Source organism: Leeuwenhoekiella palythoae (genome assembly GCF_020310025.1).
In the GTDB taxonomy this organism is placed as follows: domain Bacteria; phylum Bacteroidota; class Bacteroidia; order Flavobacteriales; family Flavobacteriaceae; genus Leeuwenhoekiella; species Leeuwenhoekiella palythoae.
On the sequence record NZ_CP084318.1, the window covers coordinates 949,478 to 965,175 of the forward strand.

The 15,698-nt window shown below is 39.2% G+C and carries 18 protein-coding genes; 10 read left to right on the top strand and 8 right to left on the bottom strand.

Annotation, left to right across the window (positions count from 1 at the left end; genetic code table 11):
• The first annotated feature begins 74 nt into the window (after positions 1–74).
• From LDL79_RS03880 to LDL79_RS03915, 8 genes are all read left to right on the top strand, one after another.
• Positions 75–722 (top strand): flavin reductase family protein, encoded by a 648-nt coding sequence (locus LDL79_RS03880; protein ID WP_072983559.1) that lies wholly within the window; start codon positions 75–77, stop codon positions 720–722.
• Positions 712–870: a DUF2256 domain-containing protein gene (locus LDL79_RS03885; RefSeq protein ID WP_225599227.1), complete on the top strand. Its 159-nt coding sequence runs from the start codon at positions 712–714 to the stop codon at positions 868–870. Before LDL79_RS03880 ends, LDL79_RS03885 begins: the two co-directional genes overlap by 11 nt.
• Positions 806–2,146 (top strand): DASH family cryptochrome, encoded by a 1,341-nt coding sequence (locus tag LDL79_RS03890; RefSeq protein WP_225599229.1) that lies wholly within the window; start codon positions 806–808, stop codon positions 2,144–2,146. The genes LDL79_RS03885 and LDL79_RS03890 overlap by 65 nt, the downstream gene beginning before the upstream one ends.
• 5 nt (positions 2,147–2,151) lie before the next feature.
• A complete protein-coding gene (locus LDL79_RS03895) occupies positions 2,152–3,690 on the top strand; it encodes a cryptochrome/photolyase family protein (protein ID WP_225599230.1) in 1,539 nt (512 codons plus the stop codon).
• 85 nt (positions 3,691–3,775) lie between these two features.
• Positions 3,776–3,934 (top strand): lmo0937 family membrane protein, encoded by a 159-nt coding sequence (locus tag LDL79_RS03900; RefSeq protein ID WP_128755699.1) that lies wholly within the window; start codon positions 3,776–3,778, stop codon positions 3,932–3,934.
• A 33-nt stretch (positions 3,935–3,967) separates the two neighbouring features.
• Positions 3,968–4,105, top strand: a complete 138-nt coding sequence (locus tag LDL79_RS03905; protein WP_164916932.1) for a hypothetical protein — start codon at positions 3,968–3,970, stop codon at positions 4,103–4,105.
• Between the two features lie 154 nt (positions 4,106–4,259).
• On the top strand, positions 4,260–5,114 hold the full coding sequence (locus LDL79_RS03910; RefSeq protein WP_225599231.1) for an aldo/keto reductase: 855 nt from the start codon (positions 4,260–4,262) through the stop codon (positions 5,112–5,114).
• Positions 5,115–5,290: 176 nt separating this feature from the next.
• On the top strand, positions 5,291–6,049 hold the full coding sequence (locus LDL79_RS03915; RefSeq protein ID WP_072983551.1) for an SDR family oxidoreductase: 759 nt from the start codon (positions 5,291–5,293) through the stop codon (positions 6,047–6,049).
• 30 nt (positions 6,050–6,079) lie between these two features.
• Here LDL79_RS03915 and LDL79_RS03920 read toward each other — a convergent pair whose 3' ends face one another.
• The 3 genes from LDL79_RS03920 to nfsB form a co-directional block, all read right to left on the bottom strand.
• Positions 6,080–7,912 (bottom strand): ABC transporter ATP-binding protein, encoded by a 1,833-nt coding sequence (locus LDL79_RS03920; protein WP_225599233.1) that lies wholly within the window; start codon positions 7,910–7,912, stop codon positions 6,080–6,082.
• A gap of 169 nt (positions 7,913–8,081) precedes the next feature.
• Complete coding sequence (locus LDL79_RS03925; protein WP_225599234.1) at positions 8,082–8,939, bottom strand: DUF4437 domain-containing protein; 858 nt, start codon at positions 8,937–8,939, stop codon at positions 8,082–8,084.
• Between the two features lie 10 nt (positions 8,940–8,949).
• The gene (gene nfsB, locus LDL79_RS03930) at positions 8,950–9,609 is read right to left on the bottom strand and encodes an oxygen-insensitive NAD(P)H nitroreductase (RefSeq protein ID WP_225599235.1); all 660 of its coding nucleotides are present in this window, start codon (positions 9,607–9,609) and stop codon (positions 8,950–8,952) included.
• 119 nt (positions 9,610–9,728) lie between these two features.
• On the opposite strand from nfsB, the gene LDL79_RS03935 reads away from it, so the two are divergent.
• Positions 9,729–10,064: a winged helix-turn-helix transcriptional regulator gene (locus LDL79_RS03935; protein WP_072983881.1), complete on the top strand. Its 336-nt coding sequence runs from the start codon at positions 9,729–9,731 to the stop codon at positions 10,062–10,064.
• A gap of 83 nt (positions 10,065–10,147) precedes the next feature.
• Here the strand turns inward: LDL79_RS03935 and porG are convergent, their stop codons facing one another.
• The 4 genes from porG to LDL79_RS03955 form a co-directional block, all read right to left on the bottom strand.
• A complete protein-coding gene (gene porG / locus LDL79_RS03940; RefSeq protein WP_225599236.1) occupies positions 10,148–10,885 on the bottom strand; it encodes a type IX secretion system protein PorG in 738 nt (245 codons plus the stop codon).
• A 177-nt stretch (positions 10,886–11,062) separates the two neighbouring features.
• Positions 11,063–12,280, bottom strand: coding sequence for a multidrug effflux MFS transporter (locus tag LDL79_RS03945; RefSeq protein WP_225599237.1), 1,218 nt, complete (start codon positions 12,278–12,280; stop codon positions 11,063–11,065).
• A gap of 173 nt (positions 12,281–12,453) precedes the next feature.
• Positions 12,454–12,669 (bottom strand): hypothetical protein, encoded by a 216-nt coding sequence (locus tag LDL79_RS03950; RefSeq protein ID WP_072983540.1) that lies wholly within the window; start codon positions 12,667–12,669, stop codon positions 12,454–12,456.
• Positions 12,670–12,799: 130 nt separating this feature from the next.
• Entirely contained in the window at positions 12,800–13,513 is a 714-nt protein-coding gene (locus LDL79_RS03955) for a pirin family protein (RefSeq protein WP_225599238.1), read from the bottom strand.
• A 148-nt stretch (positions 13,514–13,661) separates the two neighbouring features.
• On the opposite strand from LDL79_RS03955, the gene LDL79_RS03960 reads away from it, so the two are divergent.
• Positions 13,662–14,381 (top strand): hypothetical protein, encoded by a 720-nt coding sequence (locus tag LDL79_RS03960; RefSeq protein WP_225599240.1) that lies wholly within the window; start codon positions 13,662–13,664, stop codon positions 14,379–14,381.
• A gap of 84 nt (positions 14,382–14,465) precedes the next feature.
• Here the strand turns inward: LDL79_RS03960 and LDL79_RS03965 are convergent, their stop codons facing one another.
• Positions 14,466–15,614 (bottom strand): MFS transporter, encoded by a 1,149-nt coding sequence (locus LDL79_RS03965; protein ID WP_225599242.1) that lies wholly within the window; start codon positions 15,612–15,614, stop codon positions 14,466–14,468.
• Between the last annotated feature and the right edge of the window lie 84 nt (positions 15,615–15,698).

The window sequence follows — 15,698 nt, forward strand, 5'->3', positions numbered from 1 at the left end:
TTTTGTTTAATGTTAACAGCTTAACGCTTGAACACACAGTAAATTGAGGGTAGGTTAAAACTTACCCTTTTTTTATGAGACATTACACAGCAGAACAGATAGCTGATATGCCGTCCCGATATCGTGCACATTTTATAAACAGTTGCACCGGTTTTAAATCGGCTAATCTCTTAGGAAGTATTTCAGAAGATGGCGTTTCTAATGTTGCCATTTTCAGTTCGGTTACACACCTTGGGAGCAATCCACCGCTTCTGGGTTTTGTATTGCGTCCTACTTCCGTAGAGCGTAACACCTATGACAACCTCAAGAAGTCTGGTGTGTTTACAGTAAACCACGTCAATCAAAATTTCATTAAAGAAGCACATAAAACTTCAGCTAAATACGCCGGTAATGTTTCTGAATTTGACAAAACTTTACTAAACGAAGAATATCTTGACGATTTTAAAGCACCATACGTAAAGCAAAGCAGAATCAAATTGGGATGCGAATTTGAGAATGAGTATTTCATTAAAGAGAACAATTGCCATTTTATAATTGGCGCCATTAAACACATTTACGTGGATCGCGAAATTCAAGCTGAAGATGGCTGGCTCAATCTTGAGCGTGCTCAAACAGTTTGCATTGATGGCTTAGATGGTTACGCGCTACCCCAGATTTTGAACAGGTTCACCTATGCGCAGCCCGATCAGGCCGTGAAATCAATTACCGATCTTGGCTCATAAAAAGGTAAATCTTCCTGAGAAAATTTGCGCAACCTGCGGAAAACCTTTCGCTTGGCGCAAAAAGTGGGCAAAAAACTGGGAAGATGTCAAATACTGTAGTGAACGCTGCAGACGAAATAAAAACGCTAATGAATCTAGTTTGGTTTAGACACGACTTACGCACCTTAGACAATACCAGTTTACAACAGGCTTGCACTAATGACGCAGGGGTTGTTGCTGTGTATTGTTTTGATCCCAGACATTTTGAAATCGGTCCGTTTGGATTTAAAAAAACCGAACGCTTTCGTGCTCAATTTTTGATTGAAACCATTCAAGAATTGCGTGAGGATCTCAGAAAGCTAAATATTACCTTATTGGTTTATTTAGAAAAACCGGAAGACGCAATACCGAAGCTGGCTGCAAAACACAAGGTCAGTCAGATTTATTATCAAAAAGAATGGACTGCTGAAGAAGTAGAGGTTCAAAAAAATGTGAAGCAGGCCTGCGAAGCTTCTGTGACTTTCACCGCAAATTATGACCAATTCTTAATCCATCCTGAAGACCTCCCGTATGACTCCTTTGAGGCAATTCCCAACGTGTTTACGCAATGGCGTAAAACCTGCGAAAAAGCACTCCATATCAGAAAATGTGTTGAACCGCAACAGCAGCCTAAAACAAATCTGATTAACGAGCCAACTGATATCCCCAGTCTTAGCGATCTGGGACTAGAAGATTTTAAAATAGATAATCGCACAGCATTCCCTTTTAAAGGTGGAGCGCAACAAGCTTCACAGCGCATTCAACAGTATTTCTGGGAATCAAAAAAACTTCAGGTATATAAGAAAACCCGAAACGGTCTGGTGGGTACTGATTATAGTTCAAAACTTTCGGCGTGGCTTGCTAACGGCAGTATTTCGGCAAGAATTATTTATTGGGAAATCAAAAAGTTCGAACGCGAAGAGGTCAAGAATGACAGTACCTATTGGTTGTTTTTTGAACTGATGTGGCGGGATTTTTTCAAATATATTTCGCTTAAATACGGTAATCAAATTTTTAAGATCGGTGGAATTCTGGAAAAAGACTACGATTGGAAAACCAACAAAGCCGCTAAAAAAGAATGGATAAACGGCCAGACAAAATATGATTTTGTAAATGCCAATATGAAAGAAATTGCTGAGACCGGCTGGATGAGCAACCGTGGCCGTCAGAATGTTGCGAGTTACTGGGCAAAAGAATTACAGCAAGATTGGCGTATAGGCGCAGCCTATTTTGAGAGTATGTTGATCGATTATGATGTGCACAGCAATTATGGGAATTGGATGTACAACAGCGGAGTGGGTAACGATCCGCGAGATCGAAAATTTAATATTCAAAGTCAGGCTGAACGTTACGACAGCTCAGGTAAATACCAACGCCTTTGGCTAGAACCTTCTTTATTTGATTGATCATTATGGCAAAAACATTACGTTTAATTTTAGGAGACCAACTCAATCAAAAGCATTCTTGGTATGATCAAGTAGATGACGATGTACTTTATTTTATGGCCGAAATGCGCCAGGAAACAGATTATGTCACCCATCATATCCAAAAGATTCTAGGATTTTTTTCCGCAATGCGGAATTTTTCGGAATGGCTTGAAGAACGCGGGCATAGCGTGATTTACTACAAATTAGATCATCCTGATAACACGCAGAACCTGACCAAAAACTTAAACCAACTTTTTAAAGCGCATCATATTGATCGTTTTGAATATCAACTTCCTGACGAGTATCGGCTTGATGAACAACTTGAAAATTTTTGTAATGATATACGCCTCCAAACTCAAGCAGTTGACACCGAACATTTTTTAACCAGTCGCACAGATCTTGCTGATTTTTTTGAAGGAAAGAAAACCTTGACAATGGAGTATTTCTATCGTGATATGCGAAAGAAATACAATATCATGATGGTCAACGACAAAGATCCCGAAGGAGGAAAATGGAATTTTGACCACAGCAACCGCAAAAAGTGGAAAGGAGAACCTGAAATTCCGCATGAGCGAGGTTTTCGCACAGATCTTTCAGAAATACATAAAATGGTCAAAGATGCCGGGATTAAAACCATAGGCAGCGTTGATGCTGAAAATTTCAATTGGCCTACCTCCCGCCCTGACGCATTAAGTGTGCTGAATTATTTTTGCAGCAATCTGCTGAAGCATTTTGGAGATTATCAAGATGCGATGGATCCAGATCAGGCTTATTTATTTCATAGCAGACTGAGCTTTGCGATGAACAGCAAAATGCTGCATCCCCTTGAAGTGATCGAAAAAGTGATCAGCCATTGGCGTGAGCATAAAGAGGAAATTGACATCAGTCAAGTGGAAGGATTTGTACGCCAAATCTTAGGCTGGCGCGAGTACATGCGCGGTATTTACTGGATGAAAATGCCCGGTTACCGCAGAAGCAACAAACTCGATAACCAGAACGAACTACCTGAATTTTACTGGACGGCAAAAACGAAAATGAATTGCCTACATCACGCCATTAAGCAAAGTTTAGAGCACGCGTATGCGCATCACATTCAGCGTTTGATGATCACGGGAAATTATGCTTTACTCACCCAAACTCATCCAGATGAAGTTGACGCTTGGTACCTTGGGATTTATATAGATGCTTTGGAGTGGGTAGAAATCACCAATACACGTGGTATGAGTCAGTTTGCAGACGGCGGCATTGTTGCGACAAAACCCTATGTTTCTAGCGGAAGCTACATCAATAAAATGAGTAACTATTGCAGCTCTTGCCATTACAGCGTTTCTAAAAAAACCGGAGAAAAGGCGTGTCCCTTCAATAGTTTATACTGGAATTTCCTTTTGGAAAAGAAAGAACATTTTGAGAATAACCAACGTATGAATATGATGATGGGAATGCTGGAGAAAAAAGATCCTGATGAATTAGAACAACTTGTTAAACGCGCCCAAGAAATCATAAAGAACCCACAAAATTTCTAATCTCGGCGTTAATTCACTGTTAATCAAAAAACAAGTTTAAATTGAATCTGCTAATTTCATATCTCTAACCAATACTTATATAACGATGAGAGATATTATTTGGCTTATTGTAGTGATTTTAATCATTGGCTGGCTTGTAGGTTATTTCGGCTTTGCCGAATCTGTAGGTAGCTTGATTCACATTTTACTAGTGCTTGCGGTCATCGCGATCTTATACCGACTAGCAACAGGCCGACGCTTATAAACAACCAAAATTTCTAACCTTAAAATTCAAATTATGAAACGTATTTTTTTATTTCTATTTCTAGCCGGAGTTATGGGTACAACCTTACAAAGTTGTAGAGAATCTACCGGAGATAAAATTGAAGATGCAGCAGATGACATTGGTGATGCTGCTGAAGATGCAGTAGATTAATCTGTTGCATTAACAAGTTGAAAGCCGCACCTTTTGGTGTGGCTTTTTTTTTATGCTTGATCTTCTAAAAACCCTTAACATACAGCAGTTAAGAAGGGTTAAAAGCTTCTTTATACCACAAGCTATTTATTAGTTTTAGAGTAAAATTGAAATTATGAGTACTACAACTGCAAATAAAGAAATTACCAACCTACACGGAACTTGGGAATTAAGTAATGGCGTGCACATGCCATATTTTGGGCTTGGGGTTTGGAAGGCCGAAAATGGTAAAGAAGTGATCAACGCGGTAAAATGGGCTTTAGCTGCCGGTTATAGACATATAGACACCGCAAAAGCTTATGACAATGAAGAAGGTGTTGGGAAAGCGATAAAAGAAAGTGGCATTTCACGTGAAGATATTTTCCTTACCAGTAAATTATGGAATAGTGATCAAGGCTATGAGGCCACATTAGAAGCTTTCGAAAAAACATTAAGCCGTTTAGATACTGAATATCTTGATCTCTACTTAATTCATTGGCCGGTTGAAGGTAAATATAAAGATACCTGGCGCGCACTCGAAAAATTATATAAAGATGGAAAGATTAAAGCGATCGGAGTAAGTAATTTTCTAGAGCACCATCTTAAAGATCTTATGCAAGATGCAGAAATCAAACCTATGGTAGATCAATTAGAATTTCATCCTTGGCTAGTACAAAAGGATCTTCAGAACTTCTGTAAGGAAAACGGAATTCAATACGAAGCCTGGTCTCCATTAATGCAAGGAAAGGCTTTTAAAAATGAAACCTTGAAACAATTAGGTGAAAAATACGGTAAATCTCCTGCTCATATCGTCTTGCGTTGGGATTTACAAAATGGTGTAATTACTATCCCTAAATCTACTTCAAAAGACCATATTGAAAGCAACGCAGCCATTTTTGATTTTGAATTAACCGAAGAAGATATGCAAACCATTAATGCGCTAGACAAGCACGAGCGTATTGGTCCGAATCCTGATAATTTTGATTTTTAATTAGAGAACAGATCTAGTGGAATAAACGCTTTGGCGTTACTCCTAAAAAATGAAAACCTCGCAAATGTGAGGTTTTTTTTGCTTTATGAATTAATACTTAATCTGTATTTCCATCTAAAATTTGGGTATAGACTTTAGAGTCTTTGTAGTTTTGCCGGCAAATTGAGTTTGAAGTTATGTGGAATTTAGAAGGAAAAACTGCCTTGATCACAGGAGGCACTAAAGGAATAGGTAGAGCTACCGTTTTAGAATTTGCCAAACTAGGAGCAAAAGTCATCTTTACAGCGCGTGATGGAGCCGCAGTAACGGCTTTTCAACAAGAATTAGGAGAGATGGGCTATATCGCTTCCGGGATGCAAGGTGATGTAACTTCTGAAGACGATCAAGACAAGCTTACCGATTTTGTTTTTCAGCGTAGCGGTTCCTTAGATATTTTAGTCAATAATGCCGGAATGAACATTCGCAAAGAAGCGATAATGTACGAGGTTGAAGAATACGAGCAAGTGATTAATACCAACCTGATCGCTCCGTTTGAATTAACTAGAAAATTCTTTGCACTTCTTAAACGATCAGGGAAAGCTTCAGTAATCAATGTGGCTTCGGTAGCAGCTTTGCAAGATGTAAAGAGCGGTGCGCCTTATGCGATGGCTAAAGCGGGAATTCTTCAACAAACCCGAAGTTTAGCCTCAGAATGGGCCGATAAAAATATCAGAGTCAATGCGATTTCCCCGTGGTATACCGAAACTCCTCTGGTAAAACCCATTATTGATCAAAAAGAGCGCTATGCAAAAATCGTAGAACGAACGCCATTAAACCGTTTTGCTCAACCCGAAGAAATCGCCAGTGCCATTGCTTTTTTGGCAATGGATAAAGCTTCTTACATTACTGGTCAGAACATCACCGCAGATGGTGGTTTAAGTGCTAATGCGCTTTAAGCCGAAAGTTTTTTAGACTAGCACAAGCTTTTATTTATAACCTTGTGCCTGCAACTCAAACAATTCTGCATACAAGCTAGGGGTTTGCATCAGTTGGTCGTGTGTTCCTAATTCTAGTATTTTACCATCTTTAAGTACCAGAATGCGATCTGCCATACGCACGGTACTAAAGCGGTGCGAAATAATAATACTCGTCTTGCCTTCGGTAAGTGCAATAAAACGTTCAAAAACCTCGTATTCTGCACGCGCGTCTAAAGCCGAAGTAGGCTCATCAAGTACCATCACTTGGGCATCTTTCATATACGCACGGGCAAGTGCTACTTTTTGCCACTGACCGCCAGATAGTTCTTGTCCGTCTTTAAATCGTTTTCCTAATTGGGTATCATAACCTAGACTTAAACCTTCGATCACTTCATTTGCCAGACTCAAGCGTGCTGCTTCCTGAATGCGATTATCATCAGTTACCGAACCGATATCTCCAACAGCAATATTTTCACGCAGCGTAAACTCATACCGGAAAAAATCTTGAAAAATTACACCAAACATTTGCTGATATTCGGCTTTATTATAGCGATTGATGTTGACTCCATCTAACAAGATCGCACCCTGAGTGGGCTCATAAAAGCGCAATAGTAATTTGATCAAAGTGGTTTTACCTGCCCCGTTTTGACCCACAAACGCCATTTTCTCTCCAGCTTTCAGTTGAAAACTCACGCCTTTTAAAACCTGATGCTCACTACCCGGATAGGAAAAATGTACATCTTGTATTTCAAAACCTTCGCGCACAACTTTGGGCAACGGAAGAACGTTTTTATGCTCATCAGGAATCTTTAAGTCTATGAAATCAAAATAATCTTTGAGGTATAAAGCGCTTTGGGTGATGCGCGTAAAACTGGTAAAAAAGGATTGCAACGTATTCCTCAAGCGATTAAAAGAAGCGGATAAAAAGGTAAGCTCACCCACGGTAATCCTCCCTTCTAAAACACTTTTGATAATCACTAAATAAGCCGCGTAATAACACACCACACCCAGCACGTTAAAAATAGCACTGTAAATACTGCGTTTGACGGTAAGCTTTTTATTGATCTGATAATACTGCTGGCTAAGCGTTTTAAATCTGTTGGCAATAAAATCGGTCAACCCAAAGAGTTTGATCTCTTTTGCAGTTTTATCATTAGCGCCTATATAGCGTAAATAGTCTAGTTCGCGGCGTTCGGTCGTCCAACTTCTGGATAGCGAATATTGCTGACCGCTGAACCTAACTTCATTAATAAATAACGGAATAATGCTTAGCGCCAATAAAATGATCAATAACGGCTGAAAATAAATAAGACCTGCGATTAATGTGGCGATCGAGATCAAACCTTGCAGCTGTCCTAGGGCTAAACTCATTAAACCCACGCGCCCTTGTGTTTGCTGGCGTGCACGCTCTAATTTGTCGTAAAACTCAGAATCTTCAAGATGCACCATATCGATCTTGCTGGTTTTACGTATCATTTTTTCTGAAGAAACGATGTTGTACTGATCTCCCAGTAATCCGTCTGTGATGGCTATGACTCGGTTGATGATATCTGCGAGAATTGTAACTCCAAACTCGATCAAAACATAATTCCAGAGCGTGGTATAGTCTGGCGAAGTTGCAGCGACCTGTGCGATGATCTCATCTATAATCAACTTGCCCACCCACAAAATCACCACAGGCGCAAAAGCATTGATGAGTCTGCTTAAAAGATTAAGCGTAAATAGCAGCGGACTCACCTGACCTATTTCTTTAAAAAATCTGGGAATAAAACGTAACGCTTGAAAGGATGCGCGCACGTTCGTTTTTTTTGAGTCGTTAATGCTGTCTAACCGTCTTGCCATTACGCAAAGATACTTTCTTAGTTATTGAGGGCCGTGGTCTCATACTTAAAAAGCGGTATATTTAATGGTAACAATTTCAGTTAGAATGAAAAAATAGCGGGTAAGAACTAAACCTTAATTTTGCTCTTATCCGCTATATGTTCCATTCGTTGCTTATGGGAATCTGACTTTATTCAATTTTAATTTTGTCGCTAGACCTTATGTAAATTAAAGTGTCTTCAGCTGTTGAAATATCGTGAACACTATTTCCTGTTGATTCAAAATAACTTCCAGCGTCTAAGTTTATTACAGAATCTGTATCAGGCATTTTATAATCAACATTTCCACCTATAATTACTCCATAAAAAATAGTACCTCTACTATAAATTTTTCCTCTAAAATGTTCAGGTAGTTTCACTAGAACGCCACAAATATCTTCTGCATTTTTCCATAAAAAACTAATTTCTGATTGGTTATAGCCTGAAATCCAATTTGTTTGGGTATTGTCAAGCCATACCATATTAGAGGCATCAATATTAACTGGGCGTTCCCCGTTATCAAAAGACTCATTTGTTGGTTTTACTAAGTATGGACCGTTATCGATCTCGATATACGCCATGGTTTCTTCTCCTTTAGCAGACGTAATATGTGGTTCACCAGCCGGTTGTGTCCAGAATGAGCCAACAGGCATCCACATATTTTCTGCTTTTGGGTCATCATTGTGTATTAATCCTTTCATCACAATGGCACGATATGTTACATTATGAATGTGTGCGGGTGATGAAAATCCATCTATAAATTTCCCAATATATCCAGTTGAGACCTCAGCTTTTCTATCTCCCCAAATTGTTCCGGCCAGAGGGCTTTGATCACCTCGTGCAGGATTCATCTTCTCCCATAGAATATCAGAACTTAAACCAACTTTATTTGTTGGGTTTTTTATAATTTCAGAAATAGTATTTTCTGTCGCTTTTTCTTCTGATTTTGGATTGTCACAAGAGAAAATTAATCCTACAAAAAGAATTAAATAGAAGTTTGACTGAATCATTATTAGAAGTTTAGATTACAGTGATAATTTCACTTTCAGGCAATCTTGATTTTGGTGTCTTTTCAGTAGCATTAAAATCAGATTCAGCTCTATAACCTATGGATACCGCAACTAAAGAAGTATATCCTTTTTCTCTTAAACCAAATTCTTCATCTAAGGCTTTTACATCAATACCTTCCATGGGAGTAGCATCTATGCCAAGGGCTGCTACGCCTAATAAAAAGCTTCCTATGTTTAGATAAACTTGCTTTTCCATCCAATGATTTAAGTCTTTCAAGTCATATTTATGAATTCCTGCAAATGTCTTTACAGCACCTAAAAATCCATTTTTTATATCTTCATTTGGAAACCTCCCGCTTTTATCATCTGTATCGGCGATATGTTGATAATATTTATCATTAGCATCAATTTTTGAACAAAACAGTATAACTGCCGATGCGTTTACAATTTTTGGTTCATTAAAATGAAAAAAGCCTTGTGTCCCTGTTGCTATTCGTTCTTTTCCCTCTTTCGATTCAGCAATTATAAAATGCCAAGGTTGTAAGTTGACGCTTGAAGGACTCATTCGTAATAGATTTTTCACCTGCCTCATATCTGATTCAGATATAGTTTTATTTGGGTCAAATTCCTTGGTTGTGTATCTCCAGTCTAGTGTTTCTTTTAAGTTCATTTTCTAATGTTTAGATTATACTATAATTTTTATAGTTGCAAAATTATGTATAGCATAATATCTTTGCAATAACGGTCAAAAATGATAGTACTAATTATATGGAAAAAGCAGATGCAAAAATGATTACTTTCAGAGGTAACGAATACCCTTGTTGTGCAAGCTTAACGATGGGAATTATTGGTGGAAAATGGAAAACGGTGATCCTCTTCCATCTAATAAATAAAAAATTAAGGTATAACGAATTGAGAAAATCAATGCCTACGGTTACCGAAAGAACCTTGAGTCTACAACTAAAAGCGTTAGAGGAAGATGGCCTGATCAAAAGAAAAGTTTATACATCAAAACCACCTTTAAAAGTCGAATATTCCTTAACTGATTTTGGTAAAACTCTAATTCCTTTAATACAATCTATTGCTGACTGGGGCGATTTTGTAATTGAAGAATACGCCAAGTAGTGGTTTAGATTAGCTAATTGCAAACACTAGAACACTATAAACTACTCTGGCAATTTTTAGCTTTTGAAGAAGTCATTAACCCGTTATAATGTACAATCACAATACGCGTCACTACCTTTACCTATGCGATACGTCAGAGTAATGCCTATGTAGGTGTACCAATCATTATTGGCAAAATTAGGAAGTTGGTTAGGCTCTAAACGCGGTTCATCAGGATGACTTCCATCAAAATTATCTGAAGTAGTATAGCGAGGAGCTAACTCTAAGCCCAACATAAATTTACTACCCACAAACGTTTTTAATCCGGCGCCAAAAGGTACTACCAGACGTGTACTTGTACCGTACTTTTCTGCTGCTACATCCTCAAATCCTGCTGAAAGCGGGTAATACAATTCATCTCCATAAGCTGCTCCTATGCCTCCAAAAACATAAAAATCAATTGGATTTCTTGAATTTTTAAAAAATGAAAACGGCGTATACTCTATACCTGCGGTAAGCTCTATATGACTGTTCTCAAAGGAGTAAAATAGGGACTGCCCTCTTCCATTAGCTCGGTATTCATCCCCGGCATTGCGATCATCTGCATACAGCGTCATATAGGTCAACGTAGCACGAGCACTCAGCTTTTCATTAAAATTCATTTTTCCTATAAGTCCAAAAAACGCACGATTAGGCGCAATCGCTTTCTTTTTGCCCACCTCCCCATAATAATTCACTCCACCTAAATAAAGACCGAAATCATAACTTTTTTCTTGCGCAAGCACAGGCAATGTCACAAAAAGTAAAATGAGAATTAGAGGAAGGGCTTTTTTTGAATTCATAAGTTAGTTTTTAAAATGGGTGAGCTATTTAAAGAGCCTTTTTAGCAGACTTTTAGTTTCAGGTTTTAAAATACTAACAAATAAGTTTCTAGCGAAACCAAAACTTTCTTAATAGTTGAGAAGAGCAGAATTTCAGACAAGCGCTTCGGTAATTCTTAAAATGCTTCGGTTTATGAATTAAGAAGTCTGCAAAGCATAAGTTTTGCGTCTGTTGAGATAATATAGCACCAACGCCAGACTGCATAACGCACTTCCGAATAAAATGTAGAGTAACGGCTTGACGCTTTCGGTCACTAGTTGAGCAACCAAAATACTGGCTACAGAACCAAAGATCATCCCAATACTTCCTATTAATGCCGAAGCGCTTCCCGCTTGTTTCGTGAAAGGATCTAAAGATAAAGCGGTCACGTTAGGGTTTTGAAAACCAATCAAAAAGAGCATCATAAACAGGAAAGGATACACCACCCAAAAACTGATTAAGTTTAGAAAACTTATCCCCAAACCACAGGCTGTGAGTACACTCAATGCGACACAAGTCGTGACAGTAATTTGCAATAGTGAAAAGCGTTTTAAGGCCAAACGGTTGATCTGACTTCCCAGAATCAAACCTAAGGCATTACTCCCAAAGACCCACCCAAACTGCTGCTCACTCAGTTCAAAGAATTCGATAAAAATAAAGGGAGCGCTGCTCACATAGCTCAGTAAACATCCCATTGTAAAGCCTCGTGTGATCGCAAAAATAAAGAACTCTCTGTTGCGTAAAATTGAAAGGTATTCTAGTACTATATTTTTAGGTCGTAAGCTAGTACTGCGGTTAGGCGCTGCGCTTTCAGGAAGTACAAATGTGATAAGCAGCAGCATCAGAATGGCAAAGACTGCAAGAATATAAAACACAGCTTCCCAGTCAAAAGCACCAATAACGATACCTCCTACCGTAGGCGCAATTATAGGCGCAACCCCCATAATCAACATTAGGGTCGAAAGTACATCTGCAACCTGTTTTTTCTCAAACAAATCTCTTACGATCGCTTTGGAAGCAACCATTCCCGCGCAGCCTCCTAAAGCCATAAAAAAGCGGGCAGCGATTAAAATGTTGAGATTCCAGCTGAACGCACACAGCAACGCAGTAACCGTAAATAAAATCAAACCGCCTATTAGCGGTCTTCTTCTACCAAAACGATCCATCAAAGGTCCATAAGCTAATTGTCCCAATGCGATCCCGATAAGATAGCTGGTAAGCGTAAGACCTACCTTGCTGATGTCTACCCCAAAATCATCGGCTACGTTTCCAAAACCGGGCAGATACATATCAATAGAAAACGGACCAATAGCTATTAGCGTTCCAAGAATGAGTATGATTAAATTGCGAGAGGAAGTTGTAAAGCGTTTTGTCATGACCTGATTCTAAAATGCAAAATTAACCTATGTAAAAGCAAAAAACCGGCACGCTTGTGTTATTAAAATCGTAAATCCCTAGCGGATTTCTTAAGGTAACGATGTAGTTTTTTAAGGATCTAACGGTACCAATAAAAAAGTGCGATACAGTTTTGTATCGCACTTTTAAAAAATCAAGTATTGATCTGACTTTTTGTATCTGAAGAAGCCCAAAGCTCATTAGTATACTCCGGTGGAGACTGATGCTCAATGACCACATATTCATCACTGGCCTTAAATTTTTCAAGCAACTCTTGGTTGACGTGAATAGGAATTTGTAGTCCCGGATATTTCAAGGCAAACAGTTCTCCTTTTTGTCCTACTAACTCTAACTTAATTGGTGTTTCCATAGATTAAAGGTTTAATTAATAGTTTCAACAAAATTAATAAGTAAATCCGCTCAGGTCAAGACCAAGAGAAATTGGCAGTGCCAATAAGATATCAGTCTTAATCACACGGCCAGTGCAGGCCTTTTTTCAGCTAAACATGTAAAGGTACTTCCATTAAAAGCACCGAAGCCTGCTCGCTTGCTTTAAGGGTGATCGACTGCGTATCAAAAATCCCCAGACCGTCACGACGTTCTAACTTTTCGCCTGCTACCTCAACGCTTCCCTCTAAAACGAATAGATATAGTCCGTTTGACGCTAGATTGAAATCATAAGTAACCGCTTTATCAGCATCAAGATCTACCATATTAAACCAAGCGTCTTGATGAATCCACACACCTGCATCCTCTTTGTTGGGCGAAAGCACTTGCTGCAGTTTATTTTTACGATCCTCTTTTTTCAAGGTTATTTGATCATATCGTGGCTCAACATTTTGCGTATGCGGAATGACCCAGATCTGTAAAAAACGAACTTCCTCGTCCTTATTTTTGTTATATTCTGAATGTTGCACACCGGTCCCGGCGCTCATAACCTGAATATCTCCTTCTTTGATCACGGTAGTATTCCCCATACTGTCTTGATGCTCCAAGTCACCCGATAAAGGAATCGAAATGATTTCCATATTTTGATGCGGATGGGTTCCAAAGCCCATACCGCCGCTTACTTTATCATCATTCAACACGCGCAGTACACCAAAGTTCATACGCTGCGGATCATAATAATTTGCAAAGCTAAATGTGTGTTTACTATGCAACCAACCGTGGTTAGCATCTCCTCGAGTTTCAGATCTATGCAGTATTTTTTTCATACAAATTCATTTGTTTTAACAGTCGTAAAATACGCGTAGACTTACACTTTGCAAGCCCCAGACAATCATAAAATCTTTCTAAAATGCGCGCTCTAAACAATAAGCTTTGTACTTTTAAAACGATGAACAATCCTATTAAGACTAATCCATGAAAAAAATTCTACTCCTTACCGGTTTAAGCCTAAGTCTGTTTGCCTGTAAAAATAAATCTCAAGAAACCACATCGCAGCCGCCGGTAGTGAATACCGAAGAGGTTGCCGAAAAAGACCGCACTCCTGAAGAGGAAATCGCGTATAAAATAGCCGAAGCAAACGGCTTGGAAAACTGGAAATCAGTTACAGAAGTGCAGTTCACCTTCAATGTAGATCGTGGTGACAGCCATTTTGAACGCGCCTGGAAATGGAATCCGCAAACTATGGATGTAACGATGCGCAGTGATAAAGACACGGTTTCTTTCAACCGAAAAGAAGTAGATAGCCTCTCTATGGATGCAGACAAAGGCTTCATAAACGATGCCTATTGGTTACTCGCTCCTATGCATTTGGTTTGGGATGAAGGCACAACACTAACAGTTCAGGATACAGCGACCGCTCCTATGAGCCAACAAAAAATGAGTAAGATCACACTTACCTACAATGGTGAAGAAGGTGGTTATACACCAGGGGATGCTTACGATTTCTTTTATGATGATGAGTATATGGTTAGAGAATGGATTTACCGCCGCGGAAACGTTTCAGAATATTCTATGGTAACCACTTGGGAAGATTATAAAGATTACAAAGGAATCAAGATCGCTGCAGATCATAAAGCTCCCGAAGATGCAGTTCATCTTTATTTTACAGATATCGCTGTAAAAACCGAAGAGTAATAGATTTAAGTGTTGGAAATTCCAAGACGCAGACTTTCTTTAGATAGTTTTACTGAATACCAAGCCCGTTCTGTACGGGCTTTTTTAATTGCGTTTTAAGCGTACAGCAATGAGGCCGGCTAATGCGGTGAAACAAAGCAAAGCACTAAAACTGCCTTTTAAGCTGAAGGTTTCCGCCAGAAATCCAAGAAAAACCGGACCTAAAAGCAGGCCTACAAAGCCGGTACCAGCGATAAAACTTATGCCTTCTTCTGCACGTATTCCTTTTAAATTTCCGCTGTATCTAAACAATTCCGGCACCACAATAGAAAGTCCAAGCCCTACAGCTCCAAAACCCAGTAATGCGTAAATAGTACTTCCGCTGAGGATAATTCCAAAACCTATTGCTGCTATAAAAGAACCTACAATGATGATCAGACGTGATCCGTAAGATGCGCTGATCGCATCTCCAAAAAAACGGCCAATAGCCATTGTTCCGTTAAAAATAGTATATCCTAAGCCCGCCAATGCTGCGCTTGCCAAAGTTACCTGCTCCATATACAATGCGCTCCAATCTACGATCGCTCCCTCTGCGGCCATTACTAAAAAGCCTATTAATGCTAAACCTACTAAGGGTCGCAAATTCTTCAGTTTAAAGCTTGAGGTCTCTTCGTGTGCTGCTGCTTTGATCGAAAAATAGTGTTTGCATAAAAGCAAATTGATTAGAATCAACAGGGCGCTTACACCGGCTATGTGCCACTTTGGTAAAGCGATGTAAGGCATCAGCAAACTGCCCAATCCGGCACCCAGCATTCCGCCTAAACTGAAAAACCCGTGAGAAACCGACATAAAATGCACTTCGTCACGACGCTCGATTTCGGTGACTAGAGTGTTTATAGTCACATCAAGCAATCCGGAAAAAATACCTACTCCAAACAATGAGGCACACAAAAGCACATAGGTACTCGCTAAAAATGGCTGTATGATCAACACACAAAACCCAATTACCGCAAACAAAACCGCTCTTCCTAAACCTATGTTTTTGATAAATCGGGGTACAAAAGGGATGGTACATAAGGTTCCCAAAGCCATAAAAAACACCGCAAAGCCGAGTTCACCTTCAGACAACTGCAACTTGGCTGTTATTTTAGGAATATAGATCGCCCAGGTCCCGTAAAGAATATTTAGGGTGGCAAACAAAAAAACCGGAGTAAAATACCGTAAGTTACTAAAAACCAGACGCAACGAATTCATAAAACCTCAATTGAAATCAACTTCAAATTAACACAAAATAATTGGGCGAGCGTGTACAATACTGCAATTCTAAATACCTAGAAG